Annotated in this window: 18 protein-coding genes; 3 read left to right on the top strand and 15 right to left on the bottom strand. The window is 58.9% G+C overall.

Going from position 1 to position 16,470, the window contains the following annotated elements:
- Nucleotides 1–194: 194 nt before the first annotated feature.
- From DCO57_RS06375 to DCO57_RS06320, 12 genes are all read right to left on the bottom strand, one after another.
- Entirely contained in the window at nt 195–1,334 is a 1,140-nt protein-coding gene (locus tag DCO57_RS06375; RefSeq protein ID WP_116698037.1) for a cytochrome c peroxidase, read from the bottom strand.
- Nucleotides 1,331–1,738: a hypothetical protein gene (locus DCO57_RS06370; protein WP_133192635.1), complete on the bottom strand. Its 408-nt coding sequence runs from the start codon at nt 1,736–1,738 to the stop codon at nt 1,331–1,333. The genes DCO57_RS06375 and DCO57_RS06370 overlap by 4 nt, the downstream gene beginning before the upstream one ends.
- Nucleotides 1,735–2,562, bottom strand: coding sequence for an amidohydrolase family protein (locus DCO57_RS06365; protein ID WP_208977835.1), 828 nt, complete (start codon nt 2,560–2,562; stop codon nt 1,735–1,737). Before DCO57_RS06365 ends, DCO57_RS06370 begins: the two co-directional genes overlap by 4 nt.
- Nucleotides 2,563–2,753: 191 nt before the next feature.
- Entirely contained in the window at nt 2,754–3,518 is a 765-nt protein-coding gene (locus tag DCO57_RS06360; RefSeq protein WP_244287891.1) for a Crp/Fnr family transcriptional regulator, read from the bottom strand.
- A gap of 42 nt (nt 3,519–3,560) precedes the next feature.
- Nucleotides 3,561–4,415, bottom strand: coding sequence for an ABC transporter ATP-binding protein (locus tag DCO57_RS06355; RefSeq protein ID WP_116698229.1), 855 nt, complete (start codon nt 4,413–4,415; stop codon nt 3,561–3,563).
- Between the two features lie 71 nt (nt 4,416–4,486).
- Nucleotides 4,487–5,431 carry an ABC transporter permease gene (locus DCO57_RS06350; RefSeq protein ID WP_116698034.1) on the bottom strand — a complete coding sequence of 315 codons (945 nt, stop codon included), beginning with the start codon at nt 5,429–5,431 and terminating at the stop codon, nt 4,487–4,489.
- 88 nt (nt 5,432–5,519) lie between these two features.
- On the bottom strand, nt 5,520–6,896 hold the full coding sequence (locus DCO57_RS06345) for an ABC transporter substrate-binding protein (RefSeq protein WP_116698228.1): 1,377 nt from the start codon (nt 6,894–6,896) through the stop codon (nt 5,520–5,522).
- A gap of 425 nt (nt 6,897–7,321) precedes the next feature.
- Nucleotides 7,322–8,125, bottom strand: a complete 804-nt coding sequence (locus tag DCO57_RS06340; protein ID WP_244287890.1) for a GntR family transcriptional regulator — start codon at nt 8,123–8,125, stop codon at nt 7,322–7,324.
- 48 nt (nt 8,126–8,173) lie between these two features.
- The gene (locus DCO57_RS06335) at nt 8,174–9,127 is read right to left on the bottom strand and encodes a HEAT repeat domain-containing protein (protein WP_116698226.1); all 954 of its coding nucleotides are present in this window, start codon (nt 9,125–9,127) and stop codon (nt 8,174–8,176) included.
- Between the two features lie 9 nt (nt 9,128–9,136).
- Nucleotides 9,137–9,370: a ferredoxin family protein gene (locus tag DCO57_RS06330; RefSeq protein ID WP_116698033.1), complete on the bottom strand. Its 234-nt coding sequence runs from the start codon at nt 9,368–9,370 to the stop codon at nt 9,137–9,139.
- A gap of 30 nt (nt 9,371–9,400) precedes the next feature.
- The gene (locus DCO57_RS06325; RefSeq protein WP_116698032.1) at nt 9,401–11,137 is read right to left on the bottom strand and encodes a fumarate reductase/succinate dehydrogenase flavoprotein subunit; all 1,737 of its coding nucleotides are present in this window, start codon (nt 11,135–11,137) and stop codon (nt 9,401–9,403) included.
- A 67-nt stretch (nt 11,138–11,204) separates the two neighbouring features.
- Nucleotides 11,205–11,633: a DUF971 domain-containing protein gene (locus DCO57_RS06320; RefSeq protein WP_116698031.1), complete on the bottom strand. Its 429-nt coding sequence runs from the start codon at nt 11,631–11,633 to the stop codon at nt 11,205–11,207.
- Between the two features lie 127 nt (nt 11,634–11,760).
- Here DCO57_RS06320 and fdxA point away from each other — a divergent pair, with 127 nt between their 5' ends.
- The 3 genes from fdxA to DCO57_RS06305 are packed head-to-tail and all read left to right on the top strand — an operon-like array spanning nt 11,761 to nt 13,978.
- On the top strand, nt 11,761–12,096 hold the full coding sequence (gene fdxA / locus DCO57_RS06315) for a ferredoxin FdxA (protein WP_116698030.1): 336 nt from the start codon (nt 11,761–11,763) through the stop codon (nt 12,094–12,096).
- Between the two features lie 47 nt (nt 12,097–12,143).
- Nucleotides 12,144–12,959: a ferredoxin--NADP reductase gene (locus tag DCO57_RS06310; protein ID WP_116698225.1), complete on the top strand. Its 816-nt coding sequence runs from the start codon at nt 12,144–12,146 to the stop codon at nt 12,957–12,959.
- Complete coding sequence (locus tag DCO57_RS06305) at nt 12,956–13,978, top strand: putative sulfate exporter family transporter (protein WP_116698029.1); 1,023 nt, start codon at nt 12,956–12,958, stop codon at nt 13,976–13,978. Before DCO57_RS06310 ends, DCO57_RS06305 begins: the two co-directional genes overlap by 4 nt.
- A 320-nt stretch (nt 13,979–14,298) precedes the next feature.
- On the opposite strand, the gene DCO57_RS06300 is transcribed toward DCO57_RS06305, so the two are convergent.
- The 3 genes from DCO57_RS06300 to narI are packed head-to-tail and all read right to left on the bottom strand — an operon-like array spanning nt 14,299 to nt 16,463.
- Entirely contained in the window at nt 14,299–14,823 is a 525-nt protein-coding gene (locus DCO57_RS06300) for a hemerythrin domain-containing protein (RefSeq protein WP_165814659.1), read from the bottom strand.
- A 39-nt stretch (nt 14,824–14,862) separates the two neighbouring features.
- Nucleotides 14,863–15,723 (bottom strand): peptidylprolyl isomerase, encoded by an 861-nt coding sequence (locus tag DCO57_RS06295; protein ID WP_116698027.1) that lies wholly within the window; start codon nt 15,721–15,723, stop codon nt 14,863–14,865.
- A gap of 5 nt (nt 15,724–15,728) precedes the next feature.
- On the bottom strand, nt 15,729–16,463 hold the full coding sequence (gene narI, locus DCO57_RS06290; protein ID WP_116698026.1) for a respiratory nitrate reductase subunit gamma: 735 nt from the start codon (nt 16,461–16,463) through the stop codon (nt 15,729–15,731).
- Nucleotides 16,464–16,470 lie beyond the last annotated feature (7 nt).

Raw genomic sequence — 16,470 nt, 5'->3', positions numbered from 1 at the left:
TCCTGGAGTGAGCCTCCCACCAACATCCTTACCCTTCTATCCGATCGGAAGCCTTACAATTCAAGTAACGGAGTTTGTTGAAGTGTAACCGTTTGTAACCGGGACCGGCGATCGCGCTCCGCGCCCGCCTCCCGCACCTGATCGCCACAGACCGAAGCTGAAATTCCCGGCCGGCCGGAAAGGCGATCGGCGGTTTACCGTGTGGACAGGCTTTCCAGAAATGCAACCAGATCGGCGGTCTCCCGCTCTGACAGATCCAGCGGCTCGAGAATTGCCTCGCCGTCCGTATGCATGCGTTCCAGATCGATGGTGGAGTAATGGTTCACCACATCGCGTAACGTCGCAAGGCTGCCGTTGTGCATGTATGGAGCGGTCCTGGTGAGCTCGCGCAGGCTCGGGGTTCGAAACGTTCCGAAATCGTCGTGAGACCGCACCAGTCGCTCCACTTTCCATGCGCCCGTCTTGGCCGGATCGTCGGAAAACGCGCCTCTCAAGGTAAACCGGCTGCCGAGAAGCGCCTCGATACCGCCGTGACGCCCCGTGTCGACCCGCGTGGGTTCGACGAAATAGGGAACACCGGCATCGTGAAATTCGCTGTTGGAAAACAACGGTCCGACATGACAGAAGGTGCATTTGCCCTTGCCTGCAAAAATCCTGAAGCCACGCTGGGCGTCCTCCGGATAAGCGGCCGCAGCCTCCAGGTCTCCGGCCTCCAGGGCATCCCGGAACCTGTCGAAAGGTGTCTTGCCGGTCGTGATCGTTTCGATATAGGCGGCGAGCGCCTTGCCGACATTTGCCAGATTCCGGTCAGGCGCCTGACTGTCAGCCGGCCCGAACAAGCCCTCATAGCGCTCGCGGAGCGGTCCGTCTTGCAGCGCGTCCGCAATCTGGCCGACATCGAGCGCCATCTCGTCGCTGCGGATGATCGGCAACAGGCTTTGTGCCCAGAGACTGTCGCTGCGCCCGTCCCAGCCGAACCAGCGCATGCCTGCCAGATTGAAAAGACCCTGCGTGTTCCGGTCAAGCCGCCCGACATGCGATCTTGCCGTTTCGAGCCCGTCCGTGAAGCCGTTGTCAGGATCGTGGCAACTGGCGCAACTGAGCCGGCCACCGGACGACAGAGCCGGGCTTGAAAACAGGATCCTGCCAAGCTCGATGGCCTCGGGGATGCCGGAAACCCGGTTGCTCGGGTCGCCGGTCCGGGGGGGCGGCCACGGACCGTGCAACAAGGCGGCGTCAATTTCCCCCTGATCCAGCAGAACGCCCTGCGCCCCTGCAGCGCCGGCACCAAGGAAGAGCAGCAAGCCCGCCAGAAGACGGCGAAACCTGATCATTCCGCCGTCACGCCCAGAACGAAACGCTGCCGTTCGACCGCCCCCAGCTCAATGCTGATCTGCCAGGCTCCCGGCATGTGAAACATGAATCCCTTGACCGTATGAAGGTTTGGACCATGGCCCGCAATCTCGGGGCGATAGTTCATTCCGTGCCTGTGCGCCGGCATCATGGCATCCGCCCTCGCAAGCGGCAGGTTTCCGTCCTGCGGATCGCACACGCTGACCTCGATATCGAACAGCTCTCCAACCGGCAATGGCGTTGAGGGCAGCTGAACGGCAACGACCGCATCCGACGCCCCGACAGGCTGCAGGGCAAGCCAGCCTTCGGGCACGGGACAGTCGGCCTGCGCACAGGCCGGCACGGCCATCGCAAGACAGACGGCAAGACAGACCCGCTTCCTCACTGGCCCACGGCCTCCAGCATGCGTTCCGCGTTGCTGTACCCGATGTTCCGGGCCAGATCCTGTGGCAGATCCTTCAGCCAGGCGCGGGAGAAATCCGCGTGCGACTTGATGTAGTACCAGCGCTCCGGGGCAAATGTGTCCGTTCCGATCATGAAACGTTCCGGAAACGCCTCAAACACCGCGCGCCAGTTGGCAGGCACCGAGCCGCCACTGCCGTGCTCGGAGCGGAAAGCGAGATCACTCCAGAGATTTTCGTGTTTGCCCAACATCTGTCCGACCTCCTCCGCAGACTCGAAGCCGGAATGCGCCCAGAGCACCTTCGCCCCGGGCCAGGTGCTGAAAATGCGATCGATCGCATCCGCATCCGAATGCGCATGAAGCAGAAGACCGTTTTCCTTCGCGAGGGCAATCATGCGCTGAACGACAGGTTTGTCGATATCGCTCCCATAGGCATGGAATTCTCCGATGGCCTTGTACTTGAACCTCGAGAGACGGTCCTCGATGTAGGCAATGACGCTCTCGTCATCCACCCACGTACGCGTCTCGCCGCGGCGGCGGTAGGGACGCAGCGATGGCACAACGATATCCGGGGCCGCTTCATGGAGCTTCTGGGTGCCGTCATCGTCGGAACTCGAAACAAGCGCTTTCCTTATCCCGGCGTCGCGGAGGATCTTGGCCGCCTGACGAGGCGGCACCTGTTTGACCGCATCGTGACTGTAATGGATATGCGCATCGAAAAGCGGCATTTCCTCCGCCGTTGCAACGCCGGCATATGGCGATAACAGGATGGCCGTTGCCAATATCGCCCGGACAAAGTCTTGCATCACATTCGTTCCCTCAAGGTATCAGCCGAAAACCTGAGGAGCACGATACCTGCTGGATCGGGATTATCTAATTCTTTTTATGATGCCGGAGATTGTCGGGGGGACGGCCGGCAGCATCGAGAAGGGCCGGGTATCCCAACAAGCCATCGGCATAACCCCACCACAATTGCCGCCCCGAACGCGACCGGCGATCAGGAGGCCATGCTCTGGAGCATTTCGTAGTTCTCGATCCGGATCTGTGAGCGCCCAATCGTGATCAGTCCCTTTTTCTGAAACTTGTCGAGGGTCATCGTTACCCACTGGCGGGTGGAGCCGACGATGGTTGCCAGATGTTCGTGGGTAATCTTTCGTTCAATCAGCAGCCTGTTACCCTCCTGTCGTCCGTGCGTATCGCCCAGGATGATCAGCAGCTGGGCCAGGCGCTCGGTGACGGAGCGCGTCCCCAGCATCTGCACAAGCGCGGAATAGCATTTGCCCTTGGCGACAAGGCCGTTGATGAGGCAAACCGCGAAGCTTGGAATGGTATCCACGAGCCGGCGGATGCTGCTGCCGGTAAGATAGAGAAGACGGGAATCCGTCTGGGCATCAGCGGACCACATATGTGTCCCGCCGCCGAACACCTCCGGCCCGCCGATAAAGTGACCCGGCGTCCAATAGGCCAGGGTGATCTCCCGGCCCGACGGCCCGACATAGAAGGTGCGCACTGCTCCCTCCTCGATCAACCAGATTCCGTTGTGTTGGTCTCCTTGGAAAAACACGCCCTCCCCCTTTGAAAAGGAGCACGAACTGCCGGCAGCGCAAGCGGCTTCCAATTCGGCACCTGAGAGACGGTTCAGGAAATTTGCACCTTCGTCCAGATCGCCCAGTTCCTCGCTCAAATAGACCGCCGAAACCCGGTCGCGCTCGCCTGCATCCATCCTGGAAGAAGTGGAGGTTTCTGCCAACATATGTTTCATGCGTCCCTCATCGCGTCCGGTTGAAAATTCTGATTGACCCAATTACGAATTCTGCTGCTCGAATGCCCTCGTGCTTTCCGCCCTGATCCGCTCCAGGCAGAGTTTCTTGAGCTCCAGAAAATCCTCCGAGATTGCCATGGCCGGATCCCGGGGGCGGGGCAGAGGCACTTCCAGATCCGCAATCACGGACCCCGGGCTGGCGCTCATGATCAAAACGCGGTCGGCTAGAAAGATCGCCTCGTCCACGTCGTGGGTGACGAAGACGACGGTAATCCCGAAATCCGCCCAGATGTTCAGGAGGTTTTCCTGCATGACCAGACGTGTCTGGGCATCGAGCGCACCGAAGGGTTCATCCATCAACAGGACAGAAGGATAATTGGCGAGCGCCCGGGCAATGCCGACACGCTGCTGCATGCCGCCGGACAGTTCGGCGGGATATTTGTTGGCGAATTTTGTCAGACCCACCATTTCCAGAAAGGTGTTCGCAATGGAGCCGCATTCCACCGTGCTGCGGCCAGCCACCTTAGGTCCGAAGGCAATGTTGTCGCGGATAGTTTTCCACGGAAACAGGGAATATTGCTGGAAGACCATTCCCCTGTCCGGCCCTGGCCCCACGACCTTCCTGTCATCGACACTCACATTGCCGTGGGTCGGGCTGACATAACCCGCGATGCTGTTGAGCAGGGTGGATTTGCCGCAACCGGACGGTCCGAGGATGCAAACGAACTCTCCGGGTTTGATATCGAGACTTGTCCGCGTCACCGCATGGTTCCGTTCCGCGCCCGCGCCGAAAGTGATCTCGACATCTTCGATCACGATATGACCGCTACCCGGACTCTTCGGGTGCCCGTCCCTGGGATTGATGTGTTCCTTCAAATTGACGACCTGGGTGTTCATGACTGTCCCCTCTCTGAACAGTTGAGAATTGTTGACATGACTGGAGCCTGACCGGATGGGCGCGTGTCCGGTCAGCGTGACCGCTTCTGCCATGCCAAAAAGGGTTTCATCGCCAGCCTGACGGCGTAGGTCGAAAGCGTACCGAGACAGCCGATCACCAACATGCCGACAACGATGTCGGGAAAGTTGATCAGGGAATAGGCGTCCCAAGTGAAATAGCCGATGCCGTATTGACCCGAGATGATCTCGCCGGCCAGAAGCGAGAACCAGCTCACACCCATCCCGATGGCAAGCCCCGCGGAAATTGATGGCAGTGCAGCCGGCAGGATGACATGCCGGAAGATCTGAAGCCTGGAGGCCCCCAGGGATTTTGCCGCGCGCACGAGCACTTCCGGGGTCTGCTCGACGCCGTGAAGCGTATTCAGGATAATCGGAAACAATGCCCCCAATAACGTGATGAACACGATCGACCCCTCTTCCGTTGGCCACATGAGGATGGCGAGAGGAATCCAGGCGACGGCCGGAATCGGACGCAGAATCTCGATATAGGGGTAGACCACTGACCGGGCGATCCTCGAACGCCCCATGAGAACGCCGATGACGATGCCCAGAACGGCTGCCGTCAGATAGGCTGTCAGGATGCGTTGCATCGAAACCGCCATGTGAATGTAGAAGTCCGCCTGGCCCATATGGGTCCAAAACGCCGACCAGACTTTCAGCGGAGGCGGAACATTCTGGAAGTTGATGTACAGGTCGACCTTGTAGGCCGTGGCCAGATGCCAGAGATATACTCCAACGACCAGGGACATCACGCTGATGCTCGTCTGCAGAGCATGCTTCCTGATGATCGCCACCGCAGATGCGAAGACATTCCGGATAGGAAGAACCTCGTTCAGGTTCCGGTTGATGGTCACGTCCGCAACACCGGCGTCTTGTTCTGTCTGTGTGGAGGACTGTTCAGAGAGCGGCGTTTGATCGTCCTTCAACGCACTGGAACTCTGTCCACTGATGGTCATTCTCATTCTCCCTCGATGCCACGATGCGCCAACGGTGCGGCTGCAGGCGAAAAGGGATGCCGAAAGCCCGGCATCCCTGGTGTCATTGTTATTCGGTCGGAACGTACGCAGCGACCGCGGTCGGCAGGTCGAGAACCTCGCCTTCGGCTTCCGCGGCGAAGGCGTCTGCATCCCCCTTGCGCATGAAGGCTGCATATTCGTCCGCGCCGAATTTGACGAAGAATGCGGTGTTGCCGAAGAGTTTCAGGCCGCTCGGCTTGTCGTAGACATAGATTGCATTGAGCTTGAAGCCCGTGTTTCCAACCTCGGCGATGGCGTTCAGCATCTCGGATATTGTCTGGAACTGCTGAATGCCGTCACGCGGGTGCCAGAACTCCACCGGCAGGCCGACATTGGCCTCTTTCGTGTCGACAACCGTCGCGGCAAGCGTGTCGTAATCCACGCCCTTGGCGGCATAGGCAGCCTTGACATAGGTTTCGTCGACCCACTTGTCGAAAGTCAGCGGCGGGATGCCCTTTTCCTTGACCAGCAAGTCGTGGTCGTACTTCAGGGCATCAACCCATTGCGGCTTCACGGATGCCTCGAAGGTCGAGATGCCCCCCTTGGAGAAGTAGAGATACAGGACTTCCTTCTCGATCCCCGTCCATTCCGAAACCTTGACGGCAGCGGTTACCGGGTCCGCGGCGATCCATTCCTGAGCTTCAAGTGTCGCATCGACATAGGCCTGGACGATTTCCGGGTACTTTTCCGCAAAGCTCGTTGCGACAACCGTACCATGGAACGTTGGAATGCCAGCCTCGCTGCCGTCGTAGATCTTGCGGCCCGTTCCACGGAACTCCATCACTTCCGACCAGGGACAGAAATCGATATGCGCGCCGATCTTGCCCTGGGCGATGTTGTTGACCCCGACCGGCGGTGACTGGTTGACCACGGTGACCTTGTCGGTCAGGTCGTTGTCACGAAGGACCTTCAGCAACATTCCCCAGGCCGCACTGCCGACTGGCGTGGACACGGATTTGCCGGCCAGCTGGTCGATGGAATAGACATCTGAAGAAACCGGCACGACGATACCATTGCCCGTCCCTTTGAGATTGTAGCCTGTGATGGCGATGAACCGACTTTCTTCCGATCCACTCTCTTCGAATTTCGCCCCGTTGACGATCAACGGGTAGTCACCCATGACACCGAAGGCCAGCTTTCCGGCCAGCATCTGGTTGGTGATCGGAGGGCCGGACGTGTAATCCTTGTAGATGACCTCATACTCGGCGTCGGCATACTTTCCGGTCGTGGGCAGATGCTTTTGCAGAAGTTCCAGTTTCTCAAGAATGATGCCTCCAGGCACCGTGTTCGTGACGGTGCTCTGATGACCGATGCCAATGGTAATCGTTTCTGCCAAAGCAGAGAAACTCGATAGGGCCGTCGTCAGGCCCAACCCTAAACCTAGAGCAAGTTTTGCAAGTTTCATGATCATTCCCCTCAATGTTTGCCGCCTATCTCAGGACGAACATTTATGCGCAAGCAGCGTGCCAATTCCGCGGGAAACAGATCCAAAAAACTAATAAGTCATTGTTTTTACTTATGTTGATTGACAGAAAAATATTTCCAGAAAATGCATGCCGCAAAACCGGGCATGCTCACTCGCTCAGCAAACAAGCAACTGCCACCACAATAAACACAAAATATCGGAAAGACCTAATACAAGTCACGCCAAGAAAAGTTATTATCAGGGAAATTCTTGAAGCTGCCCGAGAACAAGCAACGGCCCGGAGTCATTAAACTCCGAGCCTTACAAGTAAATAATGTTATCAACTTCCGGAGAGAGCTGTCCGACCAAGAAAGTTCTGAACCCGTCCGCCCCGCATCCTGGCTACAAGAACGGACTCTTCAGCCTCACCATCTCGGAACCCTGACCTTGAACTTGTAACTTTCCGGACGGACATACAGATATTCAAAATCGATCGGACGCCCGGCAGCGCTGAACGTCAGGCGTTCAATGCGGATCACGCTCTCTCCGGGCTGCATGTTGAGCTGCCTTTGAACGTCGCTCTCCGCCGGCACCACGGTCATGGAAATGTCGGCAAAACCGATTTCAATACCAAGATTGCTCTCGATGAGGGTGAACACGTCGACATTCGCCAGATCCTGCTCCAGCAGCACCGCCCCCAGGTCTTTCGGGAAATAGCTGACGTCGAGTGACATGGTCTCGTCCGCAGCAATTCTGAGCCGCCGGATTTTCACCACTTCAGAATTTCTTTTCAGATCAAGCGCTGTCGCGATCGCCGGTGGCGCTGCGACGAAGTCACCTGAAAGCACCTCGGAACGGGTTTCAACCCCGAGAGGCGCCATCAGCTCTCCGAACCCCTGGAGACGACCCAGATCCTGCACCGCCTGCAGATTGCGGATGAAATACCCCTTGCCCTGATGCCCCACCACCAGGTTGGCTTCCCGCAGCACGTCAAGAGCCAGCCGAATCGTGACACGACTGACACCGTAGGTGCGCATCAACGAACTCTCGCTCGGAAGATAACTGCCGGCCGGAAAGCCGCCCGACAGTATGGTTTTCATCAGGTCATGGCCGATTTTCTGGTATTTGGGAGCATTGGCGGCAGAGCCCGCTGCACCCGCGCAATTCTCAATGCGCGCCGCATATTCAGGCTCGTCCTGAATTCCGTTCCCTTTTACCAATCCGGCCAAGATGGACCTCTCCCGCAACCTCTCCAGAATTGCTGCTCTGCAGCAATACTATCCTATTTGGCCCAATGCCCAACGTACATTTTTTCGAACATCGGGATCCGGGTCATCGACCAGCTTCTCCAGATAAGGCAATGCAGCCGGATCGGCAATTTCACCAAGAGCCGCGGCAGCCTCCTTGCGCAGATTGCTGACGGTTTCGTCAAGTTGCGTCGCGATCTTGTCCACGGCAGCCGAAACGCGCAGTTTCCCGAGACTTCGCACTGCCTTCACCCGAACCTGCCAGAATGGATCCTCCAGCAGGCCCATCAGTTCGGAAGCCCGTGTTCCCGAGTCCTGCTTGCCGAGAACTTCCGCAGCGATTTCCCGGACGGTCCAGTTGTCATCAGCTGTTGCATTGACAAGCGCTTCAACCGCATGGGCTGATTTCGAAAAGGCAAGAGCCCCAACCGCCGTCCGCCGGACTTCCGGTTCATCGTCCCGGCATCCGGCAATCAGGGCTGGCAATGCCTCCTCGGCCTTCAGGTAACCGACGACACCCACCGCCTGAATGCGCACTGCCGGAACCGGGTCATTCATTGCCTTGATGCCGTTTGCCAGGGCATCAGGGCGACGCAATTGCTTCAGCCCCAGAAGGGCACCCTCGCGCACTTTCGGGTCCTGGTGTGACGTCAACGCCAGCATGGGTTCGCCCGCGTGCGGATCCTTGATCTCCGCCAGGCTGTCCGCTGCCGCTCTGGACACACCGCTGTCACCATCCTGCAGGGCTTCGCACAGGGCCGCTGCCGCTTCCAGCCCATCGAATTCACCAAGAGCAATTGCCGCCTGAAGGCGCACTTCCGGACTCGAATCCGAGATCGCTCTCGCAATCAGGGTGATCGCCTCGGGATCAGCGGTATCTGCAAGATTCAACACGGCCACACGGCGTATGGCCGGATCCGGATCGTCCAGACGTTCCGCCAGTTCCTCGAAATCGCTTTCTTCCTCAAAAGGTTCGAATACCATCAGGTCCACCTATCGCAGGAGATACGGGATGTTCACGGTAACCGCGTCGGTCGGGCAGTCCGCCTCACAGGGCATGCAATACCAGCACTCGTCGTATTTCATGTAGGCCTTGCCTGTCAGGTCACTGATCCGCAGAACGTCGAGCGGGCAGACATCGACACATACGGTGCAGCCCTTGTCGGCGATGCACTTGCCTTCATCGACCTCTACCGGAACCGAAGTGGGGGTGTTTGCCAGAGGCATTATCTTTCTCCTTCTTGTCTTCCGCCGGGATCAGGCCTGCGCCGTAATGCGTTGCTTGTAATAGGCATCCTTTTCATCGTCCGCGATCGGGATGATGTAAGGCTGAACCGCCTGTTTCTCGCAGGTCATCCTGCCATTCTGCTTGGACAGCATGACGTGGCAGTTCCACTCCTCGTCATTGGAGTCCGGAAAGTCCGAACGATAGTGATAAAGCCCCCAGCGGCTCTCCTTGCGATAAAGCGAGGCAAAGGCCGCCATGTCGGCACAGTCCAGAATGCTGGCGACTTCCATGGAACGCATCAGCTCGTGAGCATCGCGGACGACCATGCGGTTTTCCAGGTCGTCCCTGATTTCCGCCAGACGCTGCTGACAAAGTTCATATTTCGCGGTCACCTTGGGCGGCTGAAGATAGTCATTCACAAGGCGGCGAGTCTTGTATTCGATCTGATTTGGCGGAATGCCGTCCTCGCGTCTGGTCGGGGCGAGAACCCGTTCCCGCTCGAGCGCAACGGCCTCGCTGTCAAAGTCATCGAAGTCGACTTCTTCTGCGAAGTCGATCGCGTCTTCGCCGGCGATTGCGCCATTGGTGAAGGCGCCGAGCATGTAGTTGTGCGGAACACTTGCCATGTCTCCAGCCGCATAAAGCCCTGCAACGGAAGTGCGTGCGAACTCGTCCACGAAGACGCCGGACGCGGAATGACCGGAACAAAAGCCGATTTCGGAGATATGCATCTCGATCATCTTTTCGGAGTATTTGGTGCCGCGCTGCTCGTGGAATCGGCCACGGCTGGGTCGTTCCACGGTGTGCAGGATGTGCTCGATATGATCGGCCGTATCCTTGTGCAGGTGATTGAGCTTGAGGAAGACCGGCCCGTTGCCGGACTGCAGTTCATTGTAGAATTCCTGCATCATCTGGCCCGACCAGTAGTCGCACTCGATGAAGCGCTCGTTCTTGCTGTTGGCCGTGTAGCCACCAAACGGCCCGGCGACATAGGCACAGGCGGGGCCGTTGTAGTCCTTGATCAGCGGATTGATCTGGAAGCACTCGAGATTCGCCAGCTTCGCACCCGCATGATAGGCCATCGCATAACCTTCGCCGGAATTCGTCGGGTTCTCGTATGTGCCATAAAGATAACCGGACGTCGGCAGCCCCAGGCGCCCCGCGGCGCCCATGCACATGATGACCGCCTTTGCCTTGATGACGAGAAACTCGCCCGTCCTGGTATTGACGGCGATCGTTCCGGCGGCCCGACCGCTTTTGCCGATCAGAAGACGGGTTGCCATGAAGCGGTTGGAGATCAGCACCCGGGCACGGCGAAGTTGCCGATAGAGCGCCTTTTTCACCGTATCGCCGTTCGGCATTGGCAGGACGTAGGTTCCCATATGGTGAACCTTCTTGACGTCGTACTCGCCGTTTTCGTCCTTCTGGAAACGAATGCCGAATCCGTCCAGTTCCTCGATGATCGAGTAGCATTGCTGAGCGTACTTGTAGACAGCGGCCTGATCGCAGATACCGTCGTTCGCGATGGTGATTTCCTTGGTATATTGCTCCGGTGTGGAGTGGCCGGGAATGACCGCGTTGTTCAGTCCGTCCATACCCATGGAAATGGCCCCGGACCGCTTGACGTTGGCCTTTTCCAGCAGGATGACCTTGGCATTCGGATTTTTCTTCCGCGCCCTGTAGGCGGCCATCGGCCCCGCGGTCCCGCCGCCGATCACCAATAGATCGCATTCGACTTCATTCAATCCTTCACGAAGGTCGTCCATATCTGTCTCCGGAAATATTTGCCTTTGAGAACGAGGCTAGGTCCAAATGCCGAACAGGGTCGGTCAACTAATTGCCAATCAGAAAGTCATCGACCGTCAGCAAGCGTCCGGCGCCCACTGCCGGCGCCTTGCCGGTGGGGGGCGTTTCCACACCGCCGACGAGATCCCGCAGGAGCGACCAGGGGTAGATTCCCCGGTCATGGCCATCCGAAAAAACGAGATTGAGTGCATAGGCACCAACGGGTCTGATCGCCTCTATGGTCAGGTCATCCGAGGCAGGAACATCCAGGCCACGCAGTCTCAGACGCTTTGAGCCTGCAGACTGGCTGTTGTCCCGCAGGACCCGGGCGGACAGTTGCGATACCTGTCCGTTCTCCCATGTCAGGACCAGGGCCTTTTTCTGGGATGTCCGCCGGACTTCGATCGGTGGCGGCACAGGTCGAGCACCGTTGTCCAGGCTCGGCGGATCATTCCGCTGTATTTCAGCAGTCTTCATTGCAGGTCCCTCTCTCGCTGGGACCAGCTGACCACACGGCCAAAATCCGCAATAGCAACTAGTTGACCGACAGCTTCGGGATTCGCCGCCATGACTGGCGCTACTGGAAATCCAAGAGGAGCTCGCAATGACATTTGTCGTCACCGACAACTGCATCAAGTGCAAGTACACGGACTGCGTCGAGGTCTGCCCAGTCGACTGTTTCTACGAGGGCGAGAACATGCTCGTCATCAATCCGGACGAATGCATAGACTGCGGCGTCTGCGAGCCAGAATGTCCGGCGGAAGCAATTCTGCCGGATACGGAGCCGGAAGCGGCCAGGTGGCTGGAGCTGAATGCCCGCCTTGCCGCGCAATGGCCGGTGATTACCGAGCGGATAGAGCCCCTCCCGGATGCCGACGAATGGAACGGAAAACCGGGAAAGCTGGACCTCTTGAGCGAAACAGTTGTGGAAGCGGTCTGACGCCTCCGTCAATCGGACCCAGGAAATCTTTAGTTGGAGCCTTGATCATGAATGTCATGACCCGCCCGGAAGAGCTGTCCGCCTGCGCACCCGCCGGAACCTTTGTGCAGACGGTGACCGAAGTCACCCATTACACGGACCACCTGTTCCGCTTTCGCATGACCAGACCGTCCGAATTCCGGTTCCGGTCGGGTGAATTCGTGATGATTGGACTGATGATCGACGGCAAGCCACTTTACCGCGCCTATTCTATTGCAAGTCCGGCCTGGGACGAGGAGCTCGAATTTTTCTCCATCAAGGTCCCCGATGGGCCCCTGACTTCGCTCCTTCAGAATATCGGGGCAGGCGATGCCATCCTGATGCGGCGCAAGCCCACCGGCACGCTAGTCAACGACGCGCTGATCCCCGGAAAAAGGCTCTACATGTTCTCGACCGGAACCGGTATTGCCCCCTTCGCCAGTCTCATCCGCGATCCGGAGACCTACGAGAAGTTCGACGAACTGATCCTGACACACACCTGCCGCGAGGTGGCCGAGCTCAAGTATGGACAGCAGCTGGTCGAGACGATCCGTGCGGACGATATGCTGAACGAACTGGTCGATGTGGGCAAATTGCGGCACTACACCTCCGTCACCCGCGAAGACTATCCCTGCATGGGCCGCATCACCGACCTGATGGAAAGCGGCAAGCTCTATTCGGATCTGAAGGTACCGCCTCTCGACCCGGAAACGGACCGGGGCATGATCTGCGGATCGGCCGCCATGCTCAAGGATACCAAGAACCTTCTTGAAAAGGCCGGTCTGACCGAGGGCGCCAACAACCGTCCAGCAGAATTCGTCATCGAACGTGCCTTCGCCGAATGAACCGTATCAGGGGCCGAGAGCACCTTCCAGGCCTTGTTCTGTGCGTTTCGCTCGCGGCTGCCGCGCTTGGCCTCAACCGTCTTGAGCTGTGGCTTGCCGGGAGTCGGTTCATGGACCCCTTCACCTGCGCGATCCTGCTTGGAATTTGCGTCCGGTCGGCCTTCCATCTCAACAGCTCCGTCGAGAAAGGCATCCGGTTGAGCTCCTCGGGCATCCTGGAAATTGCCGTCATTCTGCTCGGATTTACCGTTGACTTCAGCGGCCTCATTGAAAGCGGGCTGGAACTCGTCGGCATCGTCTTTCTTCTGGTTCTCGGGATGATCCTGGCCTGTTTCACGATTTGCCGCGCGGTCGGGATCGGGGAGGAAATGGCCATTCTGGTCGCCTGCGGGAATTCCATATGCGGAAATGCCGCCATCGCCGCCGTGGCCCCCGCCATCAAGGCGCGCAATGAAGACGTCGCAGCGGCCATCAGTTTCAGTGCAATTCTGGGAGTTCTCTTCGTCATCGGACTGCCCTATCTCGCCCCCTACCTGAGCCTGTCCGATTTCCAATACGGAACCTTTGCCGGACTGACGGTTTATGCCGTGCCGCAAGTGGTGGCAGCAACTGCGCCGGTCAGCCTGGCCAGCGCCCAGATCGGCACGACAGTAAAACTGCTGCGGGTCCTGATGCTGGTCCCGGCCGTGCTGATCGCCCCGGTTCTGTTGCGAAACCGGGCGCAGCCGGCTCCCCGGAGACCGGCGCCGCAGGTCTTCTTGATGAAGGTCGTGCCATGGTTCGTGCCCGGGTTTCTAATTGCAGCCCTGATGGCCAATCTGGGTTTTGTTCCGGCCACACTCAGTAACGCGAGTTCAGGCGCATCCCATATTCTCTTCGTCGTCGCGATGACCGGCCTTGGATTGAGCGTAGATATGCGTGTGGTGCTAAAAGTGGGACCCAGACTGCTTTCAGGCATCACCGGAAGTCTTTTCGTGATAACCGCCGTCAGCTACCTCATCGCCCGTTCCTTCGCCTAGCGGGGCCTTGCCTGGTTCTGCCGGTGCCTGTTTCCGCGAAGCGATCCAAGTCGCAAAAAGCCCGTCGCGATTCGCGAAGGGCTTTGGAATTGTCCGGTTTTGCCGGAATGTTCTGTGGCTTTTGGCCCGCGTGATTTCAGGGAAAATAAGCCGCCCTGATGGAAGGCTTTTGTACCTGGTTGCGGGATGATTATTCCTGGATAAAGCAGGGGCTACATACGCCTCTCGACAGGAACGACCGTAGAGGAGTTCCCCGGAAATCTGCTCGGACCAAGGCCTATTGCTCGACAGCAGGCCGCTCAACGCCCCGAGTTCCCCAATCACGCCCCTGAGTTGCGCCGCTGCAACATGCGGGTTTTCAGTGTCGCAAGATCGTGTCCGGTCAGATGGGCACGCGCCAGAGGCAGGATGATCGCGGTTTCGACGATCATGTCCTGCCGCGCATGACGCGCAAATTCTGTCATCCGCACCTGCATCTTCCAAGAAAACGCCGCCTGCCCGCTTTCCTTGGCTTCGATCAGGTCGGCTATGGCAGGCGCATCCGAGCGCGTTGCCCCGTGTCCGGCGAGAAGCTGCCGGATCACCCGATCAATGTCCTCGTCGGGCGTGCAGCGTTGCCGCATCAGGGGGAAGAGGTCGATGTCCTCATCCGCGAGATGATGCGGCAATTGTTCGTTCAGGAAAGCCAGAAGCATGCGGCGCTCGCCGTCATCGACCGCTGCCCCGGCAGCCAGCCTGTCGATCAGCGCGCAGACCTCCCGTTCGCGCGCATGATCTTCGGCCAGGAAGTCCAGCGGGTTTTCCAATGCTCCAAGTCTGGCGGTTTCTCCTCCTGCCGCGGCCAAACCTCGTCCAGCCTCCCCAGTCATTGGCTTTCCTCCCGATCAGCCCATGTTCAAGTCAGCGCCTTCTATTTCCGCAGCTTTCACCAATTGATCGACAAACCGACGCGCCTGTCTGGCCCAGGCGGTTTTCTCCATGGCCTCGGCGATCTTTTCCCGCACAGCTTCAAACGGCAGGACCTGCCCTTCTCCCAGGGCGTCCATCCGGATGATGTGATAGCCATGACGGGTGAGAACGGGCTCTGCGGTGATCTCGCCTTCGGCAAGCTGCCGCAGGGCGGCCTCGAACTCGGGGACCGTGTCTCCCGGTCCCAGCTGTCCCAGCGCCCCGCCCGACGCCTTCGACCCGCAATCGCTTTCGCGCGCCGCCAGCGACGCAAACCCTTTCGGATCGCCCAGGGCCACTTCAAGGATTCCGGCGGCACGTGCCAGCGCCTTTGTCCGGCCGGCTTCATCGCGGGGATCGCAGGCGCACAGAATGTGCGACACTTCCCAGAGCGGCGGCGCCCGAAAGCGGGCCGGGTTCTTCTCCCATTCCAGGCGAATGTCGCTTTGGTCAGGCAGTGGAACGTCGATGACCCGTTCGAGAAGACCCCGGATCAGGGCTTCTTCCTCGGTTTCGAAACGTCCGGGGCCCACTTCCTGCGGGTCCGCCACGATCCCGCGCGACCGGGCTTCCTGCAGCAACAGGGTCCGGATGGCGACCGCATTGGCGGCCTTGCGCCAGGCGATGCCGGGATTTCCCTTCGGGGCCTCGTGGTTCTGCGTTTCGGCGGCGACAACGGCATGCGGCACCTTTTCGCCGTTGACGACCAGGGAGGTTTCCGCGGTCCTGGGAGCCGTTTGCTGCCCTCCCAGAGCCTTGCCGTTGTGGCTTACGACTGTTCGAAGCGGTTCTGCCATGATCGCTACTCCGCCGGAGTTTGAGTGGAGGCGCGCCGTTGCGCCGGCGTCGTCTGACGGCGGGACCGCACGATCTGATACCCGGGACGCAGGAACAGGTATCGCAGAGGTACGAAGATGCCCGACAGCATGTGAACCAGCCGGGTGAAGGGGAACAGGACGAAGATCGTCAGACCCGTCAGGATATGGAGCTCGAAGATCCACGAGGTGCCTTCGGTATAGCTGGCGGCGTTCGGATCGAGCGTGAAGATGCCCTGCGCCCACATCATGAATTTGATCATTTCGCTGCCATCGATGTGCTCAAGGGAAACGAAGATCGACAGGGTCCCGAGCACCAGCTGAAACAGCAGCAGCGACAGGATCGCGATGTCCATCGTGCTGGAGGTCTTGCGGATGCGCGGATCCGACAGCCTGCGGTGCAGCAGGATGAAACCGCCGATCAGCGCCGATACGGCCCCGGCCCCGCCTACGACAATTGCCAGGATCTGCTTGAACTCGTGGCCGACATGCAGCGCTTCCAGCAGCGGAATGGGCGTCAGCAGGCCGACAACATGCCCGAAGAAGATCGTCAAAACGCCGATGTGGAACAGGATCGACCCGACGATCAGCCGTTTGCTGCGCAACAGCTGGCTGGACTCCGTTTTCCAGGTGAAGGGATCGCGCTCGTAACGAACGATACTGCCGATCACGAGCACGGTCAGGGCGATATAGGGATAGATTCCGAAAATGAAGGTATGCATCTGAGCC

It is taken from the genome of Labrenzia sp. 011 (genome assembly GCF_003075075.1).
Classification (GTDB): Bacteria; Pseudomonadota; Alphaproteobacteria; order Rhizobiales; family Stappiaceae; genus Roseibium.
This window is presented reverse-complemented; position numbering and strand designations above follow the sequence as displayed.